Raw genomic sequence first — 21,531 nt, forward strand, 5'->3', positions numbered from 1 at the left:
CGGGTGCTCAGCGGCGCCCGAGCAGCAGAGCGAGGAGCAGCGCGAAAAGCGCGGTGAGGGTGGTGCCCTGCCAGCCGAAGGCGTCGAGCAGAGGGGCGGCGACGGCCGTGCCGAAGGCTCCGACGGTGAAATACACCACCAGGTAGACACTGCTGAGGCTGCCGGACCGGGCGGGGTCGAGGGCGATGACGCGGCTCTGGTTGGCGGCCTGGGCGGCGAAGCAGCAGGCGTCGAAGAGGGCGAGTCCGAGTGCGGTGACGAACGGGTTGTTCAGGCCGGTGGCCAGTACGGCGGTTCCGGCCGCGGCGGCCGGCAGGGCGGCGGTGATCATGGTGCGTGGGCCGTACCGGTCGGTGAGACGGCCGGTGAGCGGGAGCGCCGCGAAGCCGAGGAGTCCGGCCAGGCTGTACAGGCCGATGGCGGTGGGGCCGAGGGAGTGCGGCGGCTGGGCCAGCGCCAGGGTGAGGGTGATCCAGACGAGGTTGAAGGCGAAGTACCAGAGCGCTCCGGCGGCCACCGCGCGACGCAGCCGCGGGTGGTGCAGGAGCAGGGCCGGCAGTGCCGCGAGGGTGGCACGGTAACCGCTGAGGGCGTGCGGCGGTCGCCGGGGCAGGCGGGTGGCGGCGGCGAGCGCGCCGAGCAGGGCGAGGGCCGCGAAGACGAGGAGCATCCGCCGCCAGCCGAGGAGATCGGTGAGGGCGCCTCCCGCCAGCCGGCTGAGCAGGATGCCGGCCGACATGCCCGCGGCCACGACGGCGACCCCGGATCCGGCGCGGCCGGGCCGGGCGTGCCGGCCGGCGATGTTTCCGGCCTGGGCCGCCACGCTCGCGGCGGCGCCGACGAACAGGTACGCGGTCAGGAGCACGACGGGGCCGGGCGCGGCGGCGGCCAGGGCGAGGGCGGCGGCCAGGGCGATGAGCTGTGCGGTGACCAGGCGGTTGGGGGCCAGGTGATCGGTGAGCGGGAGCAGCAGGGCGAAGCCGGTCATACAGCCGGTGAGCGCGGCGGTCGGCACCAGGCCGATGGTGGAGAGCGGCACGTCCAGGTCGGCGGCGACCGCGGTGAGCGCGGGCTGAACGGCGTAGTTGTTCGCGATCGCCGTCCCGGCTATGCCGGCCAGCAGGAAGGTACCGCCTCGGGACAGGGGCGGGTTCACGGCTGTGTGTCGCGGGCGAGGACGACGGCGTAGCGGCACTCGGCGTGGGTGGTGTTGGCGAAGACGCGCTCGGCCGGCGGGCCGAGTTCCACGGTGTCGCCGGCGTCGAGTTCATGGACCGTGTCGCCGTCGTGGAAGGTCAAGCGGCCGTCGAGGACCCAGACGAGCTGCCGTACGAAGGCGAAGGCGGCCGCCGGATAGGGCACCCGGGCCCCGGCGGGCAGGCGGATCTCGGCGATCTCCGCCGGGAACCGCGGTCCGGTGATCTGGCGGCGCCGGTAGCCGGTGCCGGGGTCGCGCCACTCGGCCGCGTCGGCGCCGCGCCGCACTCCCGCGGTGTCGGCCGTGGTGTCCTGCGCGCCTTCGGCGAGGGCCAGCAGGGAGGCGACGCTCAGCTGGAACGCGGCGGACAGCTTGCCGAGGACGACAGCGGTGGGGCTGCTCTCGCCGCGTTCGATCCGGCTGATCATCGCGGCGGAGACACCGGAGGCGTCCGCGAGCTGCGCCAGGGTCCAGCGGCGGCGCTCCCGCTCGGTGCGGACACGGGCGGCGATCCCCGCCACCAGGGAGTCCGTCGACGGATCTACTATGTTGGACATGAATCCAATATACGAGAGAGACGGGACGGTGCGAATCCGCCCGGCCCGCCCCGCTGACGCGGAGGCCGTGCGCGCGATCCGCAACCACGCGGTCGAGCATTCGACGGCGCTGTGGACCGAGACCACACAGACCCCCGCCGAGGGTGCGGTCTGGCTCGCCGCCCATCTGGCGCGCGGCTCGGCGTTCGTGGCCGAAGCGGCGGGCGAGGTGGCCGGGTTCGCGGTGTACGGCCCGTGGCGCGAGCTGGACGGCTACCGGCACACGGTGGAGGACTCTGTCTACGTGCGAGAGGACCGGCACGGGCTCGGCATCGGCTCGGCGCTGCTGGGTGCTCTCATCGGCGCGGCGCGGGAGGCCGGCCACCACGTCATGATCGCCGGCATCGAGGCGGAGAACACCGCGTCGGTCCGGCTGCACCAGCGGTTCGGCTTCGAGCACGCGGGCACGGTCCGGGAGGTGGGCGTCAAGTTCGGCCGCCGGCTGGACCTCACGCTCATGCGGCTGCCGCTGGACCGGGACGGCAACACACGCGGCGGTGCGACCGATTAGGGTGACCGCGTGGCGAGAGTGCGGTTGAGCGTGGCCGAGCGGCGGGAGGAACTGCTGCGGGCCGCCATCGGGCAGATCGAGGCGCGGGGTGTGGCGGCGGTACGGATCGCCGATGTCGCCTCGGCCCTCGGCGTGAGCAACGCGCTGGTGCTGTACCACTTCTCGACGAAGGAGAAGCTGGTGTCCGCCGCCTTCGCCTACGCCGCCGAGGACGACCTGGCGCATCTGCGCAAGCTGCTGGGCCGCCGCACGTCGGCGTCGCGCCGGCTGCGGACGGCGGTGCGCTGGTATGCCCCGACCGGGCAGGCCAAGGGCTGGCGGCTGTGGATCGAGGGCTGGGCGGTGGCGCTGCGCGAACCCGCCCTGCGGGAGGTCACCAAGGAGCTGGACCAGCAGTGGAAGGCGGCGATCGCCGAGGTCATCGCCGAAGGGGTGGCCGCCGGTGAGTTCCGGTGCCCCGACCCCACGGCCTCGGCACTGCGGCTGACCGCCCTGCTCGACGGGCTCGCCGTCCAGCTGACCTCCTACCCGGGCGCCCTGTCGCGCTCCCGGGCGCAGGAGTGGGTCGACGAGGCGCTGGCGCGCGAACTGGGGCTGCCCGAGGAACAGTAAGGGGCGGCCCGCAAGGATGCCGCCCCTTACCCGCTCCCACGGCCTCAAGCCACGGAAGCGATCCGCATCTTGATGTCGTCCGGGGAGAGCGTCCCCTTGGCCGTCACATGGTCGCCCGACGACTCGCCGCGCAGCCGCCGTCCGATCCACGGCACCAGGTACTCACGGGCCCAGTGCACGTCGTCGCGGCGGACCTCCAGGGTGCCGCGGGGCGGCAGCAACGGCCACGGCTGGTCCGGGTCGGCCGGCACCTCGACGCCGAGCGCCTGACCGGCCCGCAGCGCCACCCGGGTGTGCCCCTCGGGAGACAGGTGCAGCCGGTCGCCGTCCCAGGCCCGCCGGTCCTGCACGGTCTTCAGGGACCACAGGTCGAGAACCGGGCAGCCGTACCGGTCTGCGACGGCCCGGACATGGCCGTTGTAGGTGGCGATCTTGCCGCGCAGATGCTTGAGGACGGGCACGCCCCGGGTGTCGAACCCGGTGGTCACCAGAACCGTGCCGACGGCCTCGGTCAGTTGGGCCACGGCCCGCTCGAACCGCTCGGCCACCTCGTCGGGGTCGGTGCCGGGGCGGATGATGTCGTTGCCGCCCGCGGCGAAGGAGACCAGGTCCGGGGCGAGTTCCAGGGCCTGCGGCACCTGGTCCGCCACGATCTGGTCGAGCAGTTTCCCGCGTACCGCGAGGTTGGTGTACTCGAAGTCGCCCTCGGGCTGCCGGTCCGACAGCAGTACCGCGAACCGGTCCGCCCAGCCGACGAACGCCCCGTCGGGGCCGGGGTCGCCCACGCCCTCGGTGAAGCTGTCCCCCACCGCCACGTACGACCCGATCACTGATGCATTGTCACTCTTCGAATCGTCTGCCACGTCGGACCATGATTCACCTTCGACTGTGACCTACGCGACCGTAATAAGGGGTTGACGAACGGTGAGATAAGACACGCCTAAATACTCGACCAAGCCAGGAATAAGCCTTCGAACAGCGGCGTTGAAGCGTCGATCGACCGAAGGCCGGACCCGGGGATCAGGGGTCCGGCCTTCGGAGTGCGTGTCAGATCAGTGGGCGTGCCGGGTCAGCCGACGGCGACGCCCTTGGAGCGGAGGTAGCCGACCGGGTCGATGTCGGAGCCGTAGTCGGGGGTGGTCCGGATCTCGAAGTGGAGGTGCGGGCCGGTCACGTTGCCGGTGGCACCGGAGAGGCCGACCTGCTGGCCCGCGGTCACGGTCTGGCCGACCGAGACGGAGAGCGCGGAGAGGTGGCCGTACTGCGCGTAGTAGCCGTCGGCGAGCCTGATGACGACCTGGTTGCCGTAGGCGCCACCCCAGCCGGCCGTGACGACCGTGCCCGCGCCGACGGCCTTGACCGGGGTGCCGGTCGGGACGACGAAGTCGACGCCGGTGTGGTAGCCGCTGGACCACATGCTGCCGGCCACGTGGTAGCCGGTGCCGACGGTGCCACCGGTCACCGGGAGGATGAAACCGGAGGCGGTCGTCGTCGACGCGTCCGCGGAGGGGGCCGCGTTCGAGGACGACGACGAGGAGGGGGTGGAGGGCTGCGCGTGGGACCGCGTCTCGGACCGGGAGTCCGAGCTCGGGGTGTCCGTCGTCGCGGCATGGCGGCCGCCGAGCGTGAGCTCGAGACCGGGGTGGATCAGCGAGGGGTTGTCGCCGACCGCCTGCCGGTTGTCGGCGTAGAGCCGGTGCCAGCCGCCGTCGACGTGCTGCTCGCGGGCGATCTTCGAGAGATAGTCGCCGGGCACCACCGTGTAGATGCGATGCGTGGAATTCCCGGTGCCGGAATCCTGAACGGCGGTCTTCTGAGCGGCAGCCTTTCGCACAGCCGTCTTCTCGACGGTCGGCAGCGACTGCGTGGTCTTTTCGGAAACGGACTGCGAGGTGGCCGCGTGGGCGCCGGTGGCCCCCATGAGCGGCAGAGCCAGCGCGGCGCCACCGGTTCCGGCGACGGCCATCGAGCGCGTGAAACGCTGGGACTTGGGGCGGCGGTGCTTACCCTTCGCGGGCATGACGCATTCCTCTCCGGCGCCTACGAGGTGAGCTGTCGGGTTCGGGCTGGAGCTGCCCGGCCACGCGGGAAGACGTGACTACACCCCTAGCCGTCCCGGGAACCGGAACAGGCGGTCATACCTGGTGGGTCCCCCGCTCCTGCCGGGCACGGGTGAGTGTGTGTGGGGACTCCGGGCGGCGGCAGGATTCGGCGTTCCGTCCGGATGCGTGGCGAACGTAAGCGAGTAGGACGCACGTAAACAAGCACCAGATTCCGGCTGTCCGAGTTTCGCTTGATCCGTTACGGGAATTCCTGGTCACCCTCCGTGAATTCCAGCCTTACGTACTTTTCCAATCCCCTTGAAAAGCACCGGAATTACGTGAACATGACGCGCGACGGACGGTCACGAATATGACGCTCCTCACGCACGTCACGCCACGTCCCCTTATTCCGGACCGAGTCGCAATGAAGGCACCAATTCGGACAGAAGGCTCAGATGCGACGCAGCCGGAGAACCGTCGCATCCAGGTCGCCGCGCAGTTCCGTGCGCAGCCCGTGATGCAGCAGAACGGCACCTCGATGCACTTCGCCCGTTTCGCGGCATTCGTACGACGCGTCCGGGTCGAGTCCCCGCAGCCGCAGCGCCGGCATCGGCTCGCCGTAGCTCTGCGCCTGGAGCCAAGCGAGGACCACGGTCTCGTCGCCGAGCGTGTACTGCACCGCGCTGAGCCCGCCGGTCGGCGGCCGCAGCCGGAACTGGTCGCCGCGCTGCACCAGGGGCCGGATGTCCTTGTAGAGCTCCACCCAGCGGCCGGCCTCGGCCAGCTCGTCCTCGGTCCACTGCGAGAGGTCGCCGCCGACGCCGAGCGCCCCGGCCATGGAGCTGACGAAGCGGAAACGCAGGCTGCTGACCCGCCCGTTGAGCTGGTGGTTCGGGCTGTCGGTGACCCAGGCGGACATCACCCGGGCCGGGTGGATCTGGCTGAAGCCGTGCTGGATGGCGAGCCGGTCCAGCGGGTCGGTGTTGTCGGAGGTCCACACCTCGTCAGTGCGGCTCATGATGCCGAGGTCGATCCGGCCGCCACCGCCGGAGCAGGACTCGATGGCGACGTTCGGGTGGGCCGCCCGGATCCGGTCGAGCAGGGCGTACAGCCCGCGCACGTGGTCGACCCACAGACGCTGCGGATAGGGCTCACCGGGCCAGCCCGCGTCGGTGAAGCAGCGGTTGAAGTCCCACTTGACGTAGTCGATCGGGGCGCTGGACAGCAGGGTGTCGAGCTGCTGCCAGAGGTACTCCTGGACGTCCTCGCGGGCGAGGTTGAGGACGAGCTGATTGCGCAGTTCCGTTCGCTTTCGCCCCTGCTGGTACTGCACCCAGTCGGGGTGCGCGCGGTACAGGTCGCTGTCCGCGTTGACCATCTCGGGCTCGACCCAGATGCCGAACTGCATGCCGAGAGCGTGCACGTAGTCGGCCAGGGGCTTGAGGCCCTTGGGAAAGCGGTCCGGATTGGGCGTCCAGTCGCCGAGGCCCGCGCGGTCGCTGGTGCGGGCACCGAACCAGCCGTCGTCGACCACGAACAGCTCGACGCCGATCGCGGCGGCCCGCCGGGCGAGGGTGGCCTGCTGCTCCTCGGAGATGTCGAAGGTGGTGGCCTCCCAGGAGTTGAACAGCACCGGCCGGTCCCGGTCGGCGTCCGGGATGACGTACGCCCGCTGGTAGGCGTGCCAGGCGCGGCTGGCCCCGCCGAAGCCGCCGTCGGTCCACAGGCCCGCGAAGACCGGGCTGGTGTACGACTCGCCCGCGGCCAGCATCAGCAGGCCCGAGTCGTCGTAGCCGGCACCGCCGGTGATCTGCACGCGCGCGTCGGGGAGTTGGGCGACGGCGATCCGCCAGGAGCCGGACCAGCCGAGGGCGCACCCCCAGACCTCGCCGCGCTCCTCGGTGGCGTCGGTGTCGAGGGCGACCCAGGGCAGGTGCTGGTGGCTGGTGTGGCCGCGGCGGCTGCCGATGACCTTCTCGCCGTAGGTGAGGGGCGCGCTGGTGAGGCGGGACTCGGCGGCCCAGCGGCCGTGCAGCTGGGAGAGGCGCCAGCCCTCGCGGTCGGGGAGCGTCCAGGCGGCCGGGTCGGCACGCAGCAGCTCCAGAGGCGCGTCCCCCTGGTTGTCGACGGCCACCCAGCGCTCGACGACGTCGCCGCGCATCCGGTAGTGCAGGGTGATGAGGATCCCGTCGTCCCGGAAGCGCAGGCGGAGCCCGTCACCGTCCGCGGCCTCCCCGGCACCGCCGTCCGTCTCGTACGACTCGAAGGTCCACTCGGTGCCGCGGCGCTCCTCGGTGCGCACGGACAGCGCGGGGCGGACGAAACGGGGACCGCCCTCGACGGGGTACTCCTCACGGCCGTCCAGCGGGGACTCGAACGCCCAGTAGCCGGGCAGTGCCCGGGTGCTGAGCTCCTCGGCGTCGGCGAGCCCGATCTTCGGGCCCCAGTGGAGGTGGAGCAGTTCGTCGTCCTCCGTAAGGTGCAGCGCGTAGCTGCTGCCCGGGCCCGACAGGAGCCACGTACGACCGTTTTCGGCGATGTCCACCACGAGAAACCTCACACAGGTGCCAACAGATCCGCTCAAGCACCAACATCATCAAGGGCGCGGGCCTCGGAGGCAACGCCTGTGGACAACTCATTGCCCGTGGAAACCGATGTCGTATGGTCGATCCAGTGCCCGTCGACGAGCAGCGCCGATGGGGCCGACCGGGAGGAGCCCCCGTGACGCAGCAGGTCCCGTCGACCGAGCCCGAGCTGGCCGGCGTGCGCAACTTCCGTGACGTGGGCGGCCTGCCGACCGTGGACGGGCGCCGGGTCCGACACGGTGTGCTGTTCCGCAGCGGGCATCTGGCGCACGCGACCGAGCAGGACGCGGAGTTCCTCGCCTCCCTCGGCCTGCACACGATCTTCGACTTCCGCAACGCGGCCGACCAGAAGCTGGAGGGCCCGGACGTCGAGCTGCCCGGCGTGCGGAACGTGAACCTGCCGCTGACCGACCCGGCACACGGCGCCGAGTTCTGGACAATGGTCCGCGAGGGCGACATCGAGCAGCTGCGCGGCCTCCTGGGCGACGGCAAGGCCGCGAACCGGATGGTCAGCTCGTACCGCATGATCGTCAGGGACCGCACCGACGAGCACTCGCGCGTGCTGCACGGTCTCGCCGAGGACAGCGTCCCGGCGCTGATGCACTGCGCGGCCGGCAAGGACCGGGCGGGCATCTCCATAGCCGTGACGCTCCTCGCGGTGGGCGTGGAGCGGGACGCGATCCTCGCCGACTACCTGGAGTCCAACGCCAAGCACCGCCGCTACAAGGTGCGGCGCAGCGGCGGCGGGGACAGCGCGTACAGCCCCGAGGTGATGGAGCTGCTGAGCCCGCTCTTCGAGGCCCGCGCGCAGTATCTGACGGCGGCCTTCGAGAGCATCGGGGAGACGTGGGGTGACGTCGACACGTACCTGGAGCAGGGCCTGAAGCTCACCCCGGAGACCCGCGAGCGGCTGCGCGCGCGCCTCCTCGACTGAGGCCGGGCGCAGACGGGAGCGCTCAGCCCTTGCCGCCGACGGCGAACAGCAGGTAGAGGAAGGCGGCGAAGACGTGCCCGACAGCGATGTAGATGATCAGCCGGACCCACAGGGCCCGGGGGAACTTCTCCTCCATGTTGCTCACGGCAGCTCTCCAGTGATCGGCCCCAGGCACAACGCGGCCAGGGGACTCTGCAGCAGGGTGTGGACGAACAGCAGCTCGACCCCGTCGTGGTCCTCGGCGGCGAGCCGGTGCGGGGTGAGCGAGTCGAAGTGGGCACTGTCGCCGGGCCCGAGGACATGGGTGGTGTCACCGAGGCGCAGCCGGAGCCGCCCGTGCAGGACGTACAGCCACTCCTCGCCGGGATGCACCCGCACGATGTCGCCCTGGGTGGCGTACGGCACCCGGACGCGCAGCGCCTGCATGCCGCGGCCGGACGCCCCGGCCTGCCAGTACGTCCAGCCGCCCGCCCTGGTCGGCTCCATGTCCGCGGTCCGCACGATCGCGTCCTTGTCGGCGACCGTCTCGCCCAGCAGCTCGGAGACCGTCGTACCGTAGACACGTGCGAGTGTGAGCAGCATCGGCAGCGAGGGCTGGCGCTGCCCGGTCTCCAGCCGGGAGAGGTGGGCGGGCGACAGCCCGGCGTCCCGGGCCGCGGCCTCCAGGGTGAGGCCGGCGCGGCGGCGCAGGGAGCGCAGCTGGGGGGCGACGGCGGGCAGGTCGTCGCCGGGACCGGCGGGAGGCGCCGGGTCTGAGGCGTTCATGCCTCCATTGAGCCCGGCTATTGCCTCAGCGGCAAATTTCTTGCCTCAGAGACAAAAAGGCGGGGGCCGCCCGCAGGAGGCCCCCGCCGGGTGTCAGCGGTTGGCCACCGCCTGCTTGATGAGGGTCTTGCCGAAGTCCCACATCAGGCCGCCGCCGCTGTGCGCGTCGTCCATCACGTCCGTGAAGGCGGCCACGAAGCGGTCCACGTCCGTCTCGTCGACGATCAGCGGCGGGATGAGCTTGATGACCTCCAGATGGTCGCCGGAGACCTGGGTGAGGATCCGGTGCCGTTGCAGCAGCGGTACGACGACCATCTGCGCGAACAGGCCCTTGCGGGCGGCCTGGAGCATGGTCCAGCGGCTGCGTAGCTTGAGCGAGCTGGGCCTGCCGAACTCGATGCCGATCATCAGGCCCCGGCCGCGCACGTCGGCGAGCAGCTCGTACTTGTCGATCAGCTCGGTGAGCCGTGACTTGAGCTGCTCCCCCACGACCCGTGCGCCCGCGACGACCTGGTCGTTCTCCATGACGGAGAGGACGGCGAGTCCGGCCGCCATCGCCTGGGCGTTGGCGCCGAAGCTCGCCGAGTGGACCAGGACCCGGTCCATGGACGAGTAGACCTTCTTGAAGATCCAGTCCTTGCCGAGGGTCGCGCCCACCGGGACATAACCGCCGGACAGCGCCTTGGCCACGCACACCAGGTCCGGCTCGACGCCGTCCTCGTGCTGGTAGGCGTAGAAGTCGCCGGTACGGCCGAGGCCGGTCTGCACCTCGTCTGCGATCAGCAGCGCCTTGTGCTTGTGCAGCAGCTCCTGGGCGCCGCGCAGGTAGCCGGGCGGCGCCTCGTGCACGCCCTTGCCCTGGATCGGCTCGACGATCAGGGCGGCCACGTCGCCCTTCTTCAACTCACGCGCCAGGGCGTCGAGATCACCAAGGGGTACGGCCGTGTCGGGCAGCAGCGGCGCGAAGCCGTCCCGGAAGCCGTCCTCGCCGTTGACCGACAGCGAGCCGGTGGTCAGGCCGTGGAAGGCGTGGTCGCAGTAGAGGACGCGGGGTCTGCCGGTGGCGAAGCGGGCGAACTTCAGCGCCGTCTCGACCGCCTCGGTGCCGCTGTTGCCGAAGAACACCCGGTCCAGGTGCGGACTGTGGGCGAGCAGCCGCTCGGCGAGCAGTCCGGGCAGCGGCTGGCAGTCGAAGCGGGTGAGGTCGGCCAGCTGCGCGTCCAGGACGTCGTGCAGGGCCTTGCGGACGACGGGGTGGTGGCGGCCCAGGCCCATCACCCCGAACCCGGCGAGCATGTCCAGGTAGTCGTTGCCGTCCTCGTCCCAGAAATGGGCGCCCTCGGCCCGTTCGTAGACCTTGTCGAAGCCGATGGTGTGCAGCATGCGCGGGAGCTGGTGGTTGAGGTACTTGCTGTGCAGCTCGTACCGCTCGGCTCCACGCTCGGCCAGCAAGGCGCCGAGGTCGAACTCCTTACTCATTGCCTCTCCTTGTCAACGCCCTCGGCATCAGCGCCCCTCAGGGGCGCAGGGCGCATCGATTTGCGGCTACCGCCGCGGGGCGCGACCAGTCCGGACGGCGCCGCACCCGCCGCACGACCCCCCGCGGCACCCCCGTAGGCGCTCTCGGCCCCCCGCCCCGCGAGGCTCGCCCCGATCCGCCCCGCGATCTCCACCGGCGTCAGCCCGATGTCGGCCAGCACCTCCCCCCGCTTCGCATGCGCCAGAAACTGCTCCGGAATCCCGAACCGCCGTACCGGTACGTCCACTTCGGCGTCACCGAGCGCGAGCGCGACCGCCGCGCCGACGCCGGCCGCCCGGCTGTTGTCCTCGACGACGGCCACCAGCTCGTGCTGGGCCGCCAGGACCGGCAGCGCGGGGTCCACGGGCTTGACCCAACGGGGGTCCACGACCGTGCAGCCGATGCCCCGGGCGGCCAGCAGCTCCGCGGCCTGGAGGCAGACCGGCGCCATCACGCCGATCGCGACCAGCAGCACCTGGGCGTCCGCGCCACGGTGCAGTACGTCCAGTCCGCCGATCCGGTCGACCGCCGGGATCTCCGGCCCCACCGACTCCTTCGGGAACCGCACCAGCGTGGGCGCGTCGTCCACGGCGACCGCCTCCCGCAGCTGCAGGCGCAGCTGCTCGGCGTCGCGCGGGGCGGCGATCCGCAGGCCCGGGACCACCTGGAGCACGGACATGTCCCACATCCCGTTGTGGGAGGCACCGTCGACCCCTGTGACACCCGCCCGGTCCAGGACGAACGTCACCCCGCAGCGGTGCAGCGCCACGTCCATCAGCAACTGGTCGAAGGCACGATTCAAGAACGTGGCGTAGACGGCGACGACCGGGTGCAGTCCGCCGGTCGCGAGACCCGCCGCCGAGACCGCCGCGTGCTGCTCGGCGATGCCCACGTCCCAGACCCGGTCGGGGAAGCGCGCGGCGAACTTGCCGAGGCCGACCGGGTGCAGCATGGCCGCGGTGATCGCCACGACGTCGTCGCGCTCCTCGCCGATCCGGACGATCTCGTCGCCGAACACCGAGGTCCAGGACGGCCCGTTGGACGGCGCGAGCGGCTCGCAGGTGAGCGGGTCCATTACGCCGACGGTGTGGAAGTGGTCCTCCTCGTGGGCGAGGGCGGGTTCGTACCCGCGTCCCTTCTCCGTGAGGCAGTGCACGAGCACCGGCCCGTGGAAGCGCTTCGCGCGCCTGAGCGCCGACTCGACCGCCCTGATGTCGTGGCCGTCGATCGGACCGACGTACTTGAGGCCCAGGTCCTCGAACATGCCCTGCGGGGCGAAGGCGTCCTTGAAGCCCTTCTTGGCGCCGTGCAGCGACTCGTAGATGGTGTTGCCGACAAACGGGGTGCGCAGCAGTACGTCCTTGCCCCAGGCCAGCACCTGCTCGTAGCCGTCGGTGGTGCGCAGCGTGGCCAGATGGTTGGCGAGGCCGCCGATGGTGGGGGCGTACGACCGCTCGTTGTCGTTGACGACGATGATCAGCGGCCGGTCCTTGGCGGCCGCGATGTTGTTGAGCGCCTCCCAGGCCATCCCGCCGGTCAGCGCGCCGTCGCCGATCACCGCGACGACATGGCCCTTCTCCCCCTGCACCTGGCGGGCCTTGGCCAGGCCGTCGGCCCAGCCGAGCGCGGTGGAGGCATGGCTGTTCTCGATGATGTCGTGCTCGGACTCCTCGCGCGAGGGGTATCCGGACAGGCCGCCCTTGCTGCGCAGCTTGGAAAAGTCCTGACGGCCGGTCAGCAGCTTGTGCACATAGCTCTGGTGGCCGGTGTCCCAGAGGATGCGGTCGACCGGGGACTCGAAGACCCGGTGCAGTGCGACGGTCAGTTCCACGACGCCCAGGTTGGGGCCGAGGTGACCGCCGGTCCTGGCGACCGCGTGCACCAGGAACTCACGTATTTCTTCGGACAGTTCCCGAAGCTCCGCCTCGGACAGCGCCTTCAGGTCGCGTGGTCCCCGGATGGTCTCCAGAATCGTCACGCTCGGCCCCCTCTCGGTCCGTGCTGTTCAGCTCACGGTGACGGCGGGTGTTCCGGACCCGGCGCCGTCCTGCTCCATCTGTTCGGCGATCTTCATCGCTTCCTCGATGAGGGTCTCCACGATCTTCGACTCGGGGACGGTCTTGATGACCTCGCCCTTGACGAAGATCTGGCCCTTGCCGTTGCCGGAGGCGACGCCGAGGTCGGCCTCCCGTGCCTCGCCGGGGCCGTTGACCACGCATCCCATGACGGCGACGCGCAAGGGAACTTCCATCCCCTCCAGCCCTGCCGTCACCTCGTCCGCCAGCTTGTAGACGTCGACCTGGGCGCGCCCGCAGGACGGGCAGGAGACGATCTCCAGGCGCCGCTGCCGGAGGTTCAGGGACTCCAGGATCTGGATGCCGACCTTGACCTCCTCGGCGGGCGGGGCGGACAGCGACACCCGGATGGTGTCGCCGATGCCCTGGGAGAGCAGCGCGCCGAAGGCCACCGCCGACTTGATCGTGCCCTGGAAGGCCGGGCCGGCCTCCGTGACACCGAGGTGCAGCGGGTAGTCGCACTGGGCGGCGAGCTGCCGGTAGGCCTCGATCATCACGACCGGGTCGTTGTGCTTGACGGAGATCTTGATGTCCCGGAAGTCGTGCTCCTCGAAGAGCGAGGCCTCCCAGAGAGCGCTCTCCACCAGCGCCTCCGGGGTGGCCTTGCCGTACTTCTCAAGGAGCCGTCGGTCCAGCGAGCCGGCGTTGACGCCGATCCGGATCGGCGTGCCGTGGTCCTTCGCGGCCCGCGCGATCTCCCGCACCTTGTCGTCGAACTGCTTGATGTTGCCCGGATTGACGCGGACGGCAGCACAGCCGGCCTCGATCGCCGCGAACACGTACTTCGGCTGGAAGTGGATGTCCGCGATCACCGGGATCTGGGACTTCCTCGCGATCGTCGCCAGGGCGTCCGCGTCGTCCTGCGTGGGGCAGGCGACACGGACGATCTGGCAGCCGGACGCGGTGAGCTCGGCGATCTGCTGGAGGGTGGCGCCGATGTCCGACGTACGGGTCGTGGTCATCGACTGCACCGACACCGGGGCACCGCCCCCGACGGCCACCGGCCCGACGTGGATCTGCCGCGACTCGCGCCGCTCGGCGACCGGCCGGGCCGGGACCTCGGGGAGGCCCAGGGAGATGGCGGTCATGCAGTCACTCCCGGTTTCCGGTGACCGTCTCGCGCATGGCGCGCAGCGACTCCTTCAGGGACCCCATGGTGGCGAGGACGGCGGTGGGCTCGTAGCCGCAGTGCGCCATGCAGTTGGCGCAGCGCGGGTCCTTGCCGCGGCCGTACTTGTCCCAGTCGGTCTCCTCGATGAGTTCGCGGTACGTCGGCACGTACCCGTCGCTCATCAGGTAGCACGGGCGCTGCCAGCCGAAGAGCGAGTAGTTCGGGATCGCCCAGGCCGTGCACGGGAAGTCGACCTTGCCCTCCAGGAAGTCCAGGAAGAGCGGGGAGTGGTTGAGCCGCCACTTGCGCCGGTTGCCGCCCGCGAAGGCCTTCTTGAACAGCTCGCGGGTCTGTGCCACGCCGAGGAAGTGCTCCTGGTCGGGGGCCTTCTCGTAGGCGTAGGCGGGCGAGATCATCATCTCGTCGACCTTGAGGTCGTCGTTGAGGAAGTTGAGCACCTCGATGATGGTCTGCGGGGTGTCGGTGTTGAAGAAGGTCGAGTTGGTGGTCACCCGGAAGCCGCGCCGCTTGGCCTCCTTCATGGCCGCCACCGCCTCGTCGAACACGCCCTCCTTCGCCACGGACTCGTCGTGCCGCTCACGCAGCCCGTCGATGTGCACCGCGAAGGCGAAGTAGGGAGAGGGCGTGAACTTGTCCATCTTCTTGCGCAGCAGCATGGCGTTGGTGCAGAGGAAGACGTACTTCTTCTTCGCCACCAACTGCCGCACGATCTCGTCGATCTGAGGGTGCATCAGGGGCTCGCCGCCCGCGATGGACACCATCGGCGCACCGGACTCCAACACCGCCCCGACGGCCTGGGCGACCGGCATGCGCTGCTTGAGCACACCCGCCGGGTGCTGGATCTTGCCGCATCCCTCGCACTTCAAGTTGCATGCGAAGAGGGGTTCCAGCTCCACGATCAGGGGGAACTTGTCCCGCTTGCGGAGCTTCTGTTCAGCCAAGTAAGTCGCGACCTTGATGGACTGGCGCAGCGGCATGGCCATCTGGCTCACCTCCGGGGGAGCAACAACGAACGGTGCCATTCGAAGAAAGCTGGAAGAACGGATCGAAGAACGCGGAAAGCCGATATTCCGCCGCGTACTGTGCCGATCCGGACGAGTTCATGTTCAGGAGCGTCCACGACCACCCTGACGGCCGCAACCGGGCGTTCGCCCGCGCGCACGGCGCTGAGGAGCGTGGCCGCCGACTCCATGTCGACCGCGATTGCGCCGGTCGCGAGCAGATCGGACCGTTCGTGACCGCGGACGACGTGATCGGAGCCGGTGACGGGGCCGGTGTGGACAGTGCGGCCGGGTACGGTCCGCACGAGTTCTTTCACGAGGAGTTCGGTGCCGACGCAGGGGACACTGCCGCGCGGGTCCCGGGTCTCCTCGGCGACGACCAGGTCGCCGGGGTGCATCCCGGGGGCCAGTCCCGCGCAGAAGCCGGTGGCCAGCACGGCGGCACCGGCGAGTGCCGGGTCGGCCAGGACCCGGGTGACGGACCGTTCCGCCGCCCTGGGGCCCATGCCGGTGCGCAGCACGGTGACCGGCCCGCCCGCGCCGCCGCGTTCGCCGGCGCGCAGGGCCAAGTGCTCGATGCCGAGCGCGCAGGCGATCAGCAGCGGAGCCGGAGCGGGCGTGGTGCTCATTCAGCTCCTCTCGGCCTCGGGCATGGGCTCGCCGTGGAGGTACCGGCCGAGCGCGGTGAGCGGGAAGACCTGCCGGTAGAGGTGGTAGTTGATGGAGAAGTCCCAGGGGAAGCCGGTGCCGGTGAAGTAGGGCTCGTCCCAGGAGCCGTCCTCCTGCTGGGTCTCGGCGAGCCACCGCACGCCCCGCTCGACGGCCTTGGAGTGGTTCTCCCCCGCCGCGAGCAGCGCCATCAGCGCCCACGCGGTCTGGGAGGCGGTGGAGGCGCCACGCCCGCTCCATTCGCCGGCGTACTTGTAGGAGCGCAGGTCCTCGCCCCAGCCGCCGTCCTCGTTCTGGACCTGCTCCAGCCAGGTCACCGCACGTCTGATCGCCGGATGCGAGGCGGGCAGCCCGGCCGCGGTCAGCGCGGGCACCACGGAGCCGGTGCCGTAGACGTAGTTGACACCCCAGCGCCCGAACCACGAGCCGTCCGGCTCCTGTTCGGCCAGCAGCCACTCGATGCCACGCCGGGTGCGCGGGTCGTGGGCCATGCCCTCGAAGGCGAGCATCTCCACGACGTGCGCGGTGACGTCGGCCGAGGGCGGGTCGATGACCTCGCCGAAGTCGCAGAACGGCAGCCGGTTGGGGAACGGGCTGGTGTTGTCGACGTCGAAGGCGCCCCAGGCGCCGTTCTTCGACTGCATGCCGAGGTTCCAGCGCACCCCGCGCCCGATGGCCTTCTCCATCCGCTCCGGGTCGTGGTGCTTGACCCGGCGCAGCGCGAGGACGACCTCGGCGGTGTCGTCGATGTCGGGGTAGTTGTCGTTGTGGAACTCGAACGCCCAGCCGCCCGGGGGCAGCTGGGGGCGTTTCACGGCCCAGTCGCCGGGGCGCACGATCTGCTCGCCGAGCATCCAGTCGGCGGCCTTGACCAGTTGCGGATGGTCGGCGGGCAGGCCGGCGTCGGCGAGGGCGATGGCGGCCAGACAGGTGTCCCACACCGGGGACTGGCAGGCCTCGATCATCCGGGCGCCGTCCTCGCGCCACACGGCGTAACGATCCAGCGACTCCAGGCCGGCGCGCATCACGGGGTGTTCGAGGTCGTAGCCGAGCAGGTGCAGGGCGATCACCGAGTACACGGCCGGCGGCTGGATGCCGCCCCAGGCGCCGTCGTTCTCCTGGCGTTCGACGATCCAGCGGCCGGCGGAGTTCAGGGCGGAGCCGCGCAGCCGGCGCACCGCGACCTTGCGGTAGCCGCGGACAACCTTGTCGAGCCGCTGGAAGACGCCTTCCCAACTGGCCACCGGGGCCAGGGGCTGCGGCGGGTTGGGGGCGGCCGGGTCGGTGTGGAGCTCGTCCAGCGGGAAGGGTGCGGGGCGCACCGGGCGTTTGGCCGAGACGACGGTGAGCGGCACGATGGTCTGCCGGGCCCACTGGCCGAAGTTGTAGATGCTGAGCGGGAACCACTTGGGGAAGTACAGGAGTTCCGGCGGGAGTTCGGGCAGGTCCTCCCACTTCCACCAGCCGAACAGGGCCAGCCAGATCCGGGTGAAGACCCGGGCGGCGGCGATCCCGCCGCGCTCGCGGATCCAGGCCGACGCCTTCGCCATGTGGGGCGCGTCGGGAGCGTCCCCGGCCAGCCGCAGGGCGACGTACGCCTCGATGGTGGTGGAGAGTTCGCCCGGGCCGCCGTAGAAGGTGGCCCAGGTGCCGTCCTCGCGCTGTTCGCCGCGGATGAAGAGCGCGGCGGCGGCCGTCGTGGACTCGTCGCGGATACCGAGGAACTGACGGAGCAGCAGGTCCTCGGCGTCCATGGTGACATTGGTCTCCAGGTCACCTTTCCACCAGCCCTGCGCGTCCTGCCGGGCGAGCAGATGGTCGGTGGCACGCCTCGCGGCGCGTTCGGCGGCTTCTTGTACCCCGGCCGCCGCGGGGGTGGTGAGGTCGGTGCTGGCCGAGGCAGCGCGGGGCGGCAGGGTGGCCCCGGTGCTTCCGTCGGTCGTCGCTGTCATGGCTTCCCCTTCGTGCAGTCGTGCGAAATCGTTCTGCTGTGGGTCCGCCGTCGGCCGGTGCTGGTTGCGCGCTCGCACCGGCCGGCGACTACGCGAGGGCTATTCGACCGATAATGATCATCTCTTTCGTACGACGACGAAGTCCGCGAGCGCCGTGAACTGGGCCCGGACCGGGTCGGGCATGTCGACGGCGTGCAGGGCCTCGATGGCGATGGTGTGCTGACGACGCGCCTCTTCGGCGGTCCACTCACGGCCGCCGGCTTCCTCGATGAGGGCGGCGCGGGCGGCGAACTCCTCCTCGGAGAAGTTCTCGAAGTCGCTGCTCTTGGCGTCGGCGGCGAGGATCTCGCCGAGCCGCTCGGAGGCGGGGCCGCCCGCCGCGAGCGCGGCGACGACCGGCAGGGACTTCTTGCGCTGGCGCAGGTCGCTCCAGGTCTGCTTGCCGGTGGAGTCCGGGTCGCCCCAGATGCCGAGGAGGTCGTCGACGGCCTGGAAGGCGAGGCCGAGGTGGTAGCCGTACTTCTCCAGGGTGTCGGCGGTGCGGTCGTCGGCGCCGCCGAGCACCGCGCCGATGGAGCTGGAGGCGGCGAGCAGCGCGCCGGTCTTGTTGCCCTCCATCTCCAGGCACTCCTCGACGCTGACCCGGTCGCGGTGCTCGTAGGAGATGTCCTGTGCCTGGCCGTCGATCAGGGCGCGGGTGGCGGTGGTGAGCCGACGGGTGGCGCGGCCGGCCTCGACGGTGCCGAGCTCCAGCAGCACCTCGTTGGCGAGGGCGAACAGGGCGTCGCCGACCAGGATGGCCTGGGCGGGGCCGTGCACCTTCCAGACGGTGTCGCGGTGGCGGCGCTGTTCGTCGCCGTCCATCAGGTCGTCGTGCAGCAGGGAGAAGTTGTGGACGAGTTCGACGGCGACGGCGCCGGGGATGCCGACCTCGGGGGCGGCGCCGGTGACCTCGGCGGAGAGCACGGCGAGCGCGGGCCGTACGGCCTTGCCGCCGTCGCCGTCGGCGGGGTTGCCCTCGGCGTCGATCCAGCCGAAGTGGTAGGCGGCCACGGTGTCCATGGGGGGTGCCAGGCGGTCGACGGCCGCCTTCAGTACCGGGTTGGCAAGGGTCCGGCCGCGCTCCAGGAGCGCGGTCACGTCCACCGCGTCGGCAGCCGTCTCGGCCGGGGGCACAGTGGGCACAGTTTCTCCTCTTGTTGCGGTACCGGGGGTGCGGGGGCCTGCCGCCTGCTGATCGAGCATCACGCTGCCTCCTCGAACTCGAAGAGGTGACGGGGGCGGGGCCGGCCCAGGGTGCGCAGCACGGCGTCGGCCGCGTTCACACCGCTGCGGACCGCACTCTCCATGGTCGCGGGCCACCCTGTGGCGGTCCACGCTCCGGCCAGATAGAGGCCGGGTGCCTTGGTGCGGGCGCCGGGCCGCAGCCGCCCGACGCCGGGGGTGGGGGCGAAGGTCGCGGTGCGCTCCCGGGTCACGAAGAAGTCCTTGACCCCGGCGCCGCGCGCGCCGGGCAACAGCCGTTCCAGCTCGGGCAGATAGCGCTCGCGCAGGACGGCCACGGGTGTGTCGATCTCGTCCTGGGCGGCCGACTGCGACAGTGCGAGGTACTGGCCCTCGCGCAGCCCGGAGGCGTGGGTGCGGTCGAACACCCACTGGACCGGGGTGCCCAGGGCCGCGAAGAACGGCTTGGTGAGCACCGTACGGTCGTAGACCACATGGACGTTGAGGATCGGCGCGGTGCCGATCTCCAGAAGGTTCTCCGGGGTGTCGAGGGCGCCCTGGGGCAGCAGGTCGTACGCCTCGCGCTGGGCCACGGCGAGCACCACGGTGTCGGCGGTGAGCGTCTCGCCGGGAACCTGAACGCTCCACGTCCCGTTCTCGTTAGTGGAGACGGAGGTGACGCGTGTACGGACCTCGGTGCGCACGCCCGCGGAGTCGAGCGCCTTGCGGGCCAGCCGGTCGTGCAGTTCGCCCAGCGGCACATGGGCCCAGCCGATGTCGGCCGCGCCCGGGTCGGACAGCAGACCGGTCTTGAACACCATCGCGGCGAGCGCCAGGGAAGCGTCCCGGGCCACCGCGTTGAGGGTGGCGACCCCCACCAGGTCCCACAGTGCCTCGATGGCCCGCGCCGACTGGCCTCGGGCAGCCAGCCAGCTGCCGAAGTCCTGTGTGTCGAGCGAGGGATCACCGAGATCGAGTGCTCGGAGGGCGAGAGCGGCCTGGCCTACTCTGGCGCGCTCGGCGAGCGAGAGATGCGGGTAGGCGGCGAGGCTGCGTCCCAGATGCAGGGGCACCGGCAAGGGGTCCCGGCGGAGTCTGCCGAGCCGGCGCCCCTCGGGTTTCGCGAGGTCGAGCACGGGCACGTCGAGCCGGTCCTGGAGCGGTGCCAGCGCCGCGCCCTCGATGCGGTCGAGGAACCAGCGGTAGGCGGTGCAGCAACGCAGGTACACATGCTGGCCGTTGTCGACCGTCAGGTCGCCGCGCTGGAAGGAGAAGGCGAGCCCGCCGAGGCGCGGCCTGCCCTCGAGCAGCGTCACGTGCACCCCGGCGTCGGCGAGTGCCAGCGCGGTCGTCACGCCGGCCAGGCCGCCGCCGATCACGACGGCGGTGCGCCCGGACGGGATGTCGCCGTGCGTCCGTTCGGATCGCGTGCCGTGGGTCATCGTGCAGCCTCCCCTGCCCGCCCGCCGTGCCGGTGGAACGGGGCAGGGCGGGCCGTCGCAGTCAGGGACGCCGCGCCGCACCGGAGGGTTGCCTGCCGTTTTTCTCCGGCGGCGTCAGCTTGGCCCACTTTGTCCATCAGGCGCGCCTCCTGACGGTCCGGCGGGAGGTGTGGCGCCGGGTGTCGAGTCCGGACAGGCCGCGTACGGCGACGTACGCCTTCTCGCGTCCGGGCAGCGAGACCCGGCCGCGCAGCACCGCCTCCGGTTCCCGTTCGATGCGGTCGAGCAGCCGGCGGTAGATGCCGGCCATGGCGGCGACACAGGCGCCGCTGCGCCGGTCGAGCATCGGCAGCAGCCGGTAGCCCTCGGCGAACAGGGCACGGGCGCGCCGTACTTCGAAGTGCACCAGACCCGCGAAGTCCGAGCCCTCCGGCGGGGTCGGCCCGTGGAACCCGGCGGCACAGCCGAACTTGGCGAGGTCGTCGCCGGGCAGATAGGTGCGGCCGTTCCCGGCGTCCTCGCGGATGTCCCGGAGGATGTTGGTGAGCTGGAGTGCGAGCCCGAGCGTGTCGGCATACTCCGGCGCGCGCTCGGCGCCGCGCGCCCCCGGTTCGGTACCGAACACACCGAGCGAGAGCCGGCCGATCGCGCCGGCCACACATCGGCAGTAGACCTTGAGGTCGTCCCAGGTCTCGTAGGTCTCGCCGCGAACGTCCATCAGCACGCCGTCGATCAGCTCGTCCAGGCCGCCCAGCGGGATCGGGAAGGCCTGGGCGGCGTGCGCGAGGGCGACCGCGACCGGGTCGGTGTCGTCCTCGTCGACCGCGCCGTCCTGGACCCGGGCGAGCAGCGCCCGGGTGTCCTCCAGGCGGGCCGCCTTCACGTCGTCGGCCAGCACGCCGTCGCCGATGTCGTCGACGCGCCGGGAGAAGGCGTAGAGCGCCGACATGGCGCGCCGCTTGGGCGCAGGCAGCAGCCTGATGCCGTAGGCGAAGTTCCGTGCCTGCTGTCCGGTGACGGTCTCGCAGTAGCTGTAGGCGGCGAGTACCGGTGCGGACACATGTGTGGGAGAGTCCACGGTCCGGATCACCCCTCTCCTCGCAGAGTCACGCCCACCTCACGCAGCAACCGGCCCTTGCCGGGCTTGGGCGGGCCGGGAAGTACGTCGTATTCGGCGGGGGGGGGGGGGGGCGCGGGCGGGCGCGCGCCCCCCCCCCCCCCCCCCCCCCCCCCCCAACTAAAGCAAACACTATCGGGCACGACACCCGCGCGCG

The 21,531-nt window shown here is 71.2% G+C and carries 20 protein-coding genes and 1 riboswitch; of the genes, 3 read left to right on the plus strand and 17 right to left on the minus strand.

What is annotated here, in order from left to right; all coding sequences use genetic code 11:
* Nucleotides 1-7: 7 nt before the first annotated feature.
* Both ACWGJB_RS01670 and ACWGJB_RS01675 read right to left on the minus strand, forming a co-directional pair.
* Complete coding sequence (locus ACWGJB_RS01670) at nucleotides 8-1,156, minus strand: MFS transporter (protein ID WP_453378275.1); 1,149 nt, start codon at nucleotides 1,154-1,156, stop codon at nucleotides 8-10.
* On the minus strand, nucleotides 1,153-1,755 hold the full coding sequence (locus ACWGJB_RS01675) for a helix-turn-helix domain-containing protein (RefSeq protein ID WP_453378276.1): 603 nt from the start codon (nucleotides 1,753-1,755) through the stop codon (nucleotides 1,153-1,155). The genes ACWGJB_RS01670 and ACWGJB_RS01675 overlap by 4 nt, the downstream gene beginning before the upstream one ends.
* Between ACWGJB_RS01675 and ACWGJB_RS01680 the strand changes: the two genes are divergently transcribed.
* A complete protein-coding gene (locus ACWGJB_RS01680) occupies nucleotides 1,754-2,305 on the plus strand; it encodes an N-acetyltransferase family protein (protein ID WP_453378277.1) in 552 nt (183 codons plus the stop codon). The two genes, ACWGJB_RS01675 and ACWGJB_RS01680, sit on opposite strands and share 2 nt — an antisense overlap.
* 9 nt (nucleotides 2,306-2,314) lie before the next feature.
* Nucleotides 2,315-2,917: a TetR/AcrR family transcriptional regulator gene (locus ACWGJB_RS01685; protein ID WP_453378278.1), complete on the plus strand. Its 603-nt coding sequence runs from the start codon at nucleotides 2,315-2,317 to the stop codon at nucleotides 2,915-2,917.
* Nucleotides 2,918-2,961: 44 nt separating this feature from the next.
* Here ACWGJB_RS01685 and ACWGJB_RS01690 read toward each other — a convergent pair whose 3' ends face one another.
* The 3 genes from ACWGJB_RS01690 to ACWGJB_RS01700 all read right to left on the minus strand — a co-directional run bounded on the left by ACWGJB_RS01690 (nucleotide 2,962) and on the right by ACWGJB_RS01700 (nucleotide 7,507).
* On the minus strand, nucleotides 2,962-3,747 hold the full coding sequence (locus ACWGJB_RS01690) for an SGNH/GDSL hydrolase family protein (RefSeq protein ID WP_453378279.1): 786 nt from the start codon (nucleotides 3,745-3,747) through the stop codon (nucleotides 2,962-2,964).
* Nucleotides 3,748-3,986: 239 nt separating this feature from the next.
* Nucleotides 3,987-4,937, minus strand: coding sequence for a M23 family metallopeptidase (locus ACWGJB_RS01695; RefSeq protein WP_453378280.1), 951 nt, complete (start codon nucleotides 4,935-4,937; stop codon nucleotides 3,987-3,989).
* A gap of 2 nt (nucleotides 4,938-4,939) precedes the next feature.
* A riboswitch (cyclic di-AMP (ydaO/yuaA leader) is annotated at nucleotides 4,940-5,102 on the minus strand.
* Between the two features lie 308 nt (nucleotides 5,103-5,410).
* Nucleotides 5,411-7,507 carry an alpha-galactosidase gene (locus tag ACWGJB_RS01700; RefSeq protein ID WP_453378586.1) on the minus strand — a complete coding sequence of 699 codons (2,097 nt, stop codon included), beginning with the start codon at nucleotides 7,505-7,507 and terminating at the stop codon, nucleotides 5,411-5,413.
* A gap of 173 nt (nucleotides 7,508-7,680) precedes the next feature.
* Between ACWGJB_RS01700 and ACWGJB_RS01705 the strand changes: the two genes are divergently transcribed.
* A complete protein-coding gene (locus ACWGJB_RS01705; protein WP_453378281.1) occupies nucleotides 7,681-8,478 on the plus strand; it encodes a tyrosine-protein phosphatase in 798 nt (265 codons plus the stop codon).
* Nucleotides 8,479-8,500: 22 nt separating this feature from the next.
* Here ACWGJB_RS01705 and ACWGJB_RS01710 read toward each other — a convergent pair whose 3' ends face one another.
* The 12 genes from ACWGJB_RS01710 to hpnD form a co-directional block, all read right to left on the minus strand.
* A complete protein-coding gene (locus tag ACWGJB_RS01710) occupies nucleotides 8,501-8,623 on the minus strand; it encodes a DUF6126 family protein (RefSeq protein WP_362167358.1) in 123 nt (40 codons plus the stop codon).
* Entirely contained in the window at nucleotides 8,620-9,243 is a 624-nt protein-coding gene (locus ACWGJB_RS01715) for a helix-turn-helix domain-containing protein (RefSeq protein WP_453378282.1), read from the minus strand. Before ACWGJB_RS01715 ends, ACWGJB_RS01710 begins: the two co-directional genes overlap by 4 nt.
* Before the next feature lie 93 nt (nucleotides 9,244-9,336).
* Nucleotides 9,337-10,722: an aspartate aminotransferase family protein gene (locus ACWGJB_RS01720; RefSeq protein ID WP_453378283.1), complete on the minus strand. Its 1,386-nt coding sequence runs from the start codon at nucleotides 10,720-10,722 to the stop codon at nucleotides 9,337-9,339.
* Complete coding sequence (gene dxs / locus ACWGJB_RS01725) at nucleotides 10,719-12,740, minus strand: 1-deoxy-D-xylulose-5-phosphate synthase (protein ID WP_453378284.1); 2,022 nt, start codon at nucleotides 12,738-12,740, stop codon at nucleotides 10,719-10,721. The genes ACWGJB_RS01720 and dxs overlap by 4 nt, the downstream gene beginning before the upstream one ends.
* 27 nt (nucleotides 12,741-12,767) lie before the next feature.
* On the minus strand, nucleotides 12,768-13,925 hold the full coding sequence (ispG, locus tag ACWGJB_RS01730) for a flavodoxin-dependent (E)-4-hydroxy-3-methylbut-2-enyl-diphosphate synthase (protein ID WP_453378285.1): 1,158 nt from the start codon (nucleotides 13,923-13,925) through the stop codon (nucleotides 12,768-12,770).
* A 4-nt stretch (nucleotides 13,926-13,929) separates the two neighbouring features.
* The gene (gene hpnH, locus ACWGJB_RS01735) at nucleotides 13,930-14,952 is read right to left on the minus strand and encodes an adenosyl-hopene transferase HpnH (protein WP_453378286.1); all 1,023 of its coding nucleotides are present in this window, start codon (nucleotides 14,950-14,952) and stop codon (nucleotides 13,930-13,932) included.
* Nucleotides 14,953-14,957: 5 nt separating this feature from the next.
* Nucleotides 14,958-15,599 carry a 5'-methylthioadenosine/S-adenosylhomocysteine nucleosidase family protein gene (locus tag ACWGJB_RS01740; protein ID WP_450757655.1) on the minus strand — a complete coding sequence of 214 codons (642 nt, stop codon included), beginning with the start codon at nucleotides 15,597-15,599 and terminating at the stop codon, nucleotides 14,958-14,960.
* A complete protein-coding gene (gene shc, locus ACWGJB_RS01745; RefSeq protein ID WP_453378287.1) occupies nucleotides 15,600-17,591 on the minus strand; it encodes a squalene--hopene cyclase in 1,992 nt (663 codons plus the stop codon).
* Nucleotides 17,592-17,708: 117 nt separating this feature from the next.
* Complete coding sequence (locus tag ACWGJB_RS01750) at nucleotides 17,709-18,836, minus strand: polyprenyl synthetase family protein (protein WP_453378288.1); 1,128 nt, start codon at nucleotides 18,834-18,836, stop codon at nucleotides 17,709-17,711.
* Nucleotides 18,836-20,257 carry a hydroxysqualene dehydroxylase HpnE gene (hpnE, locus tag ACWGJB_RS01755; RefSeq protein ID WP_453378289.1) on the minus strand — a complete coding sequence of 474 codons (1,422 nt, stop codon included), beginning with the start codon at nucleotides 20,255-20,257 and terminating at the stop codon, nucleotides 18,836-18,838. Before hpnE ends, ACWGJB_RS01750 begins: the two co-directional genes overlap by 1 nt.
* Complete coding sequence (locus ACWGJB_RS01760; protein ID WP_453378290.1) at nucleotides 20,254-20,394, minus strand: DUF6380 family protein; 141 nt, start codon at nucleotides 20,392-20,394, stop codon at nucleotides 20,254-20,256. The genes hpnE and ACWGJB_RS01760 overlap by 4 nt, the downstream gene beginning before the upstream one ends.
* Nucleotides 20,394-21,347, minus strand: a complete 954-nt coding sequence (gene hpnD, locus ACWGJB_RS01765) for a presqualene diphosphate synthase HpnD (protein ID WP_453378291.1) — start codon at nucleotides 21,345-21,347, stop codon at nucleotides 20,394-20,396. The genes ACWGJB_RS01760 and hpnD overlap by 1 nt, the downstream gene beginning before the upstream one ends.
* Between the last annotated feature and the right edge of the window lie 184 nt (nucleotides 21,348-21,531).

Source organism: Streptomyces sp. NPDC054813 (genome assembly GCF_053611365.1).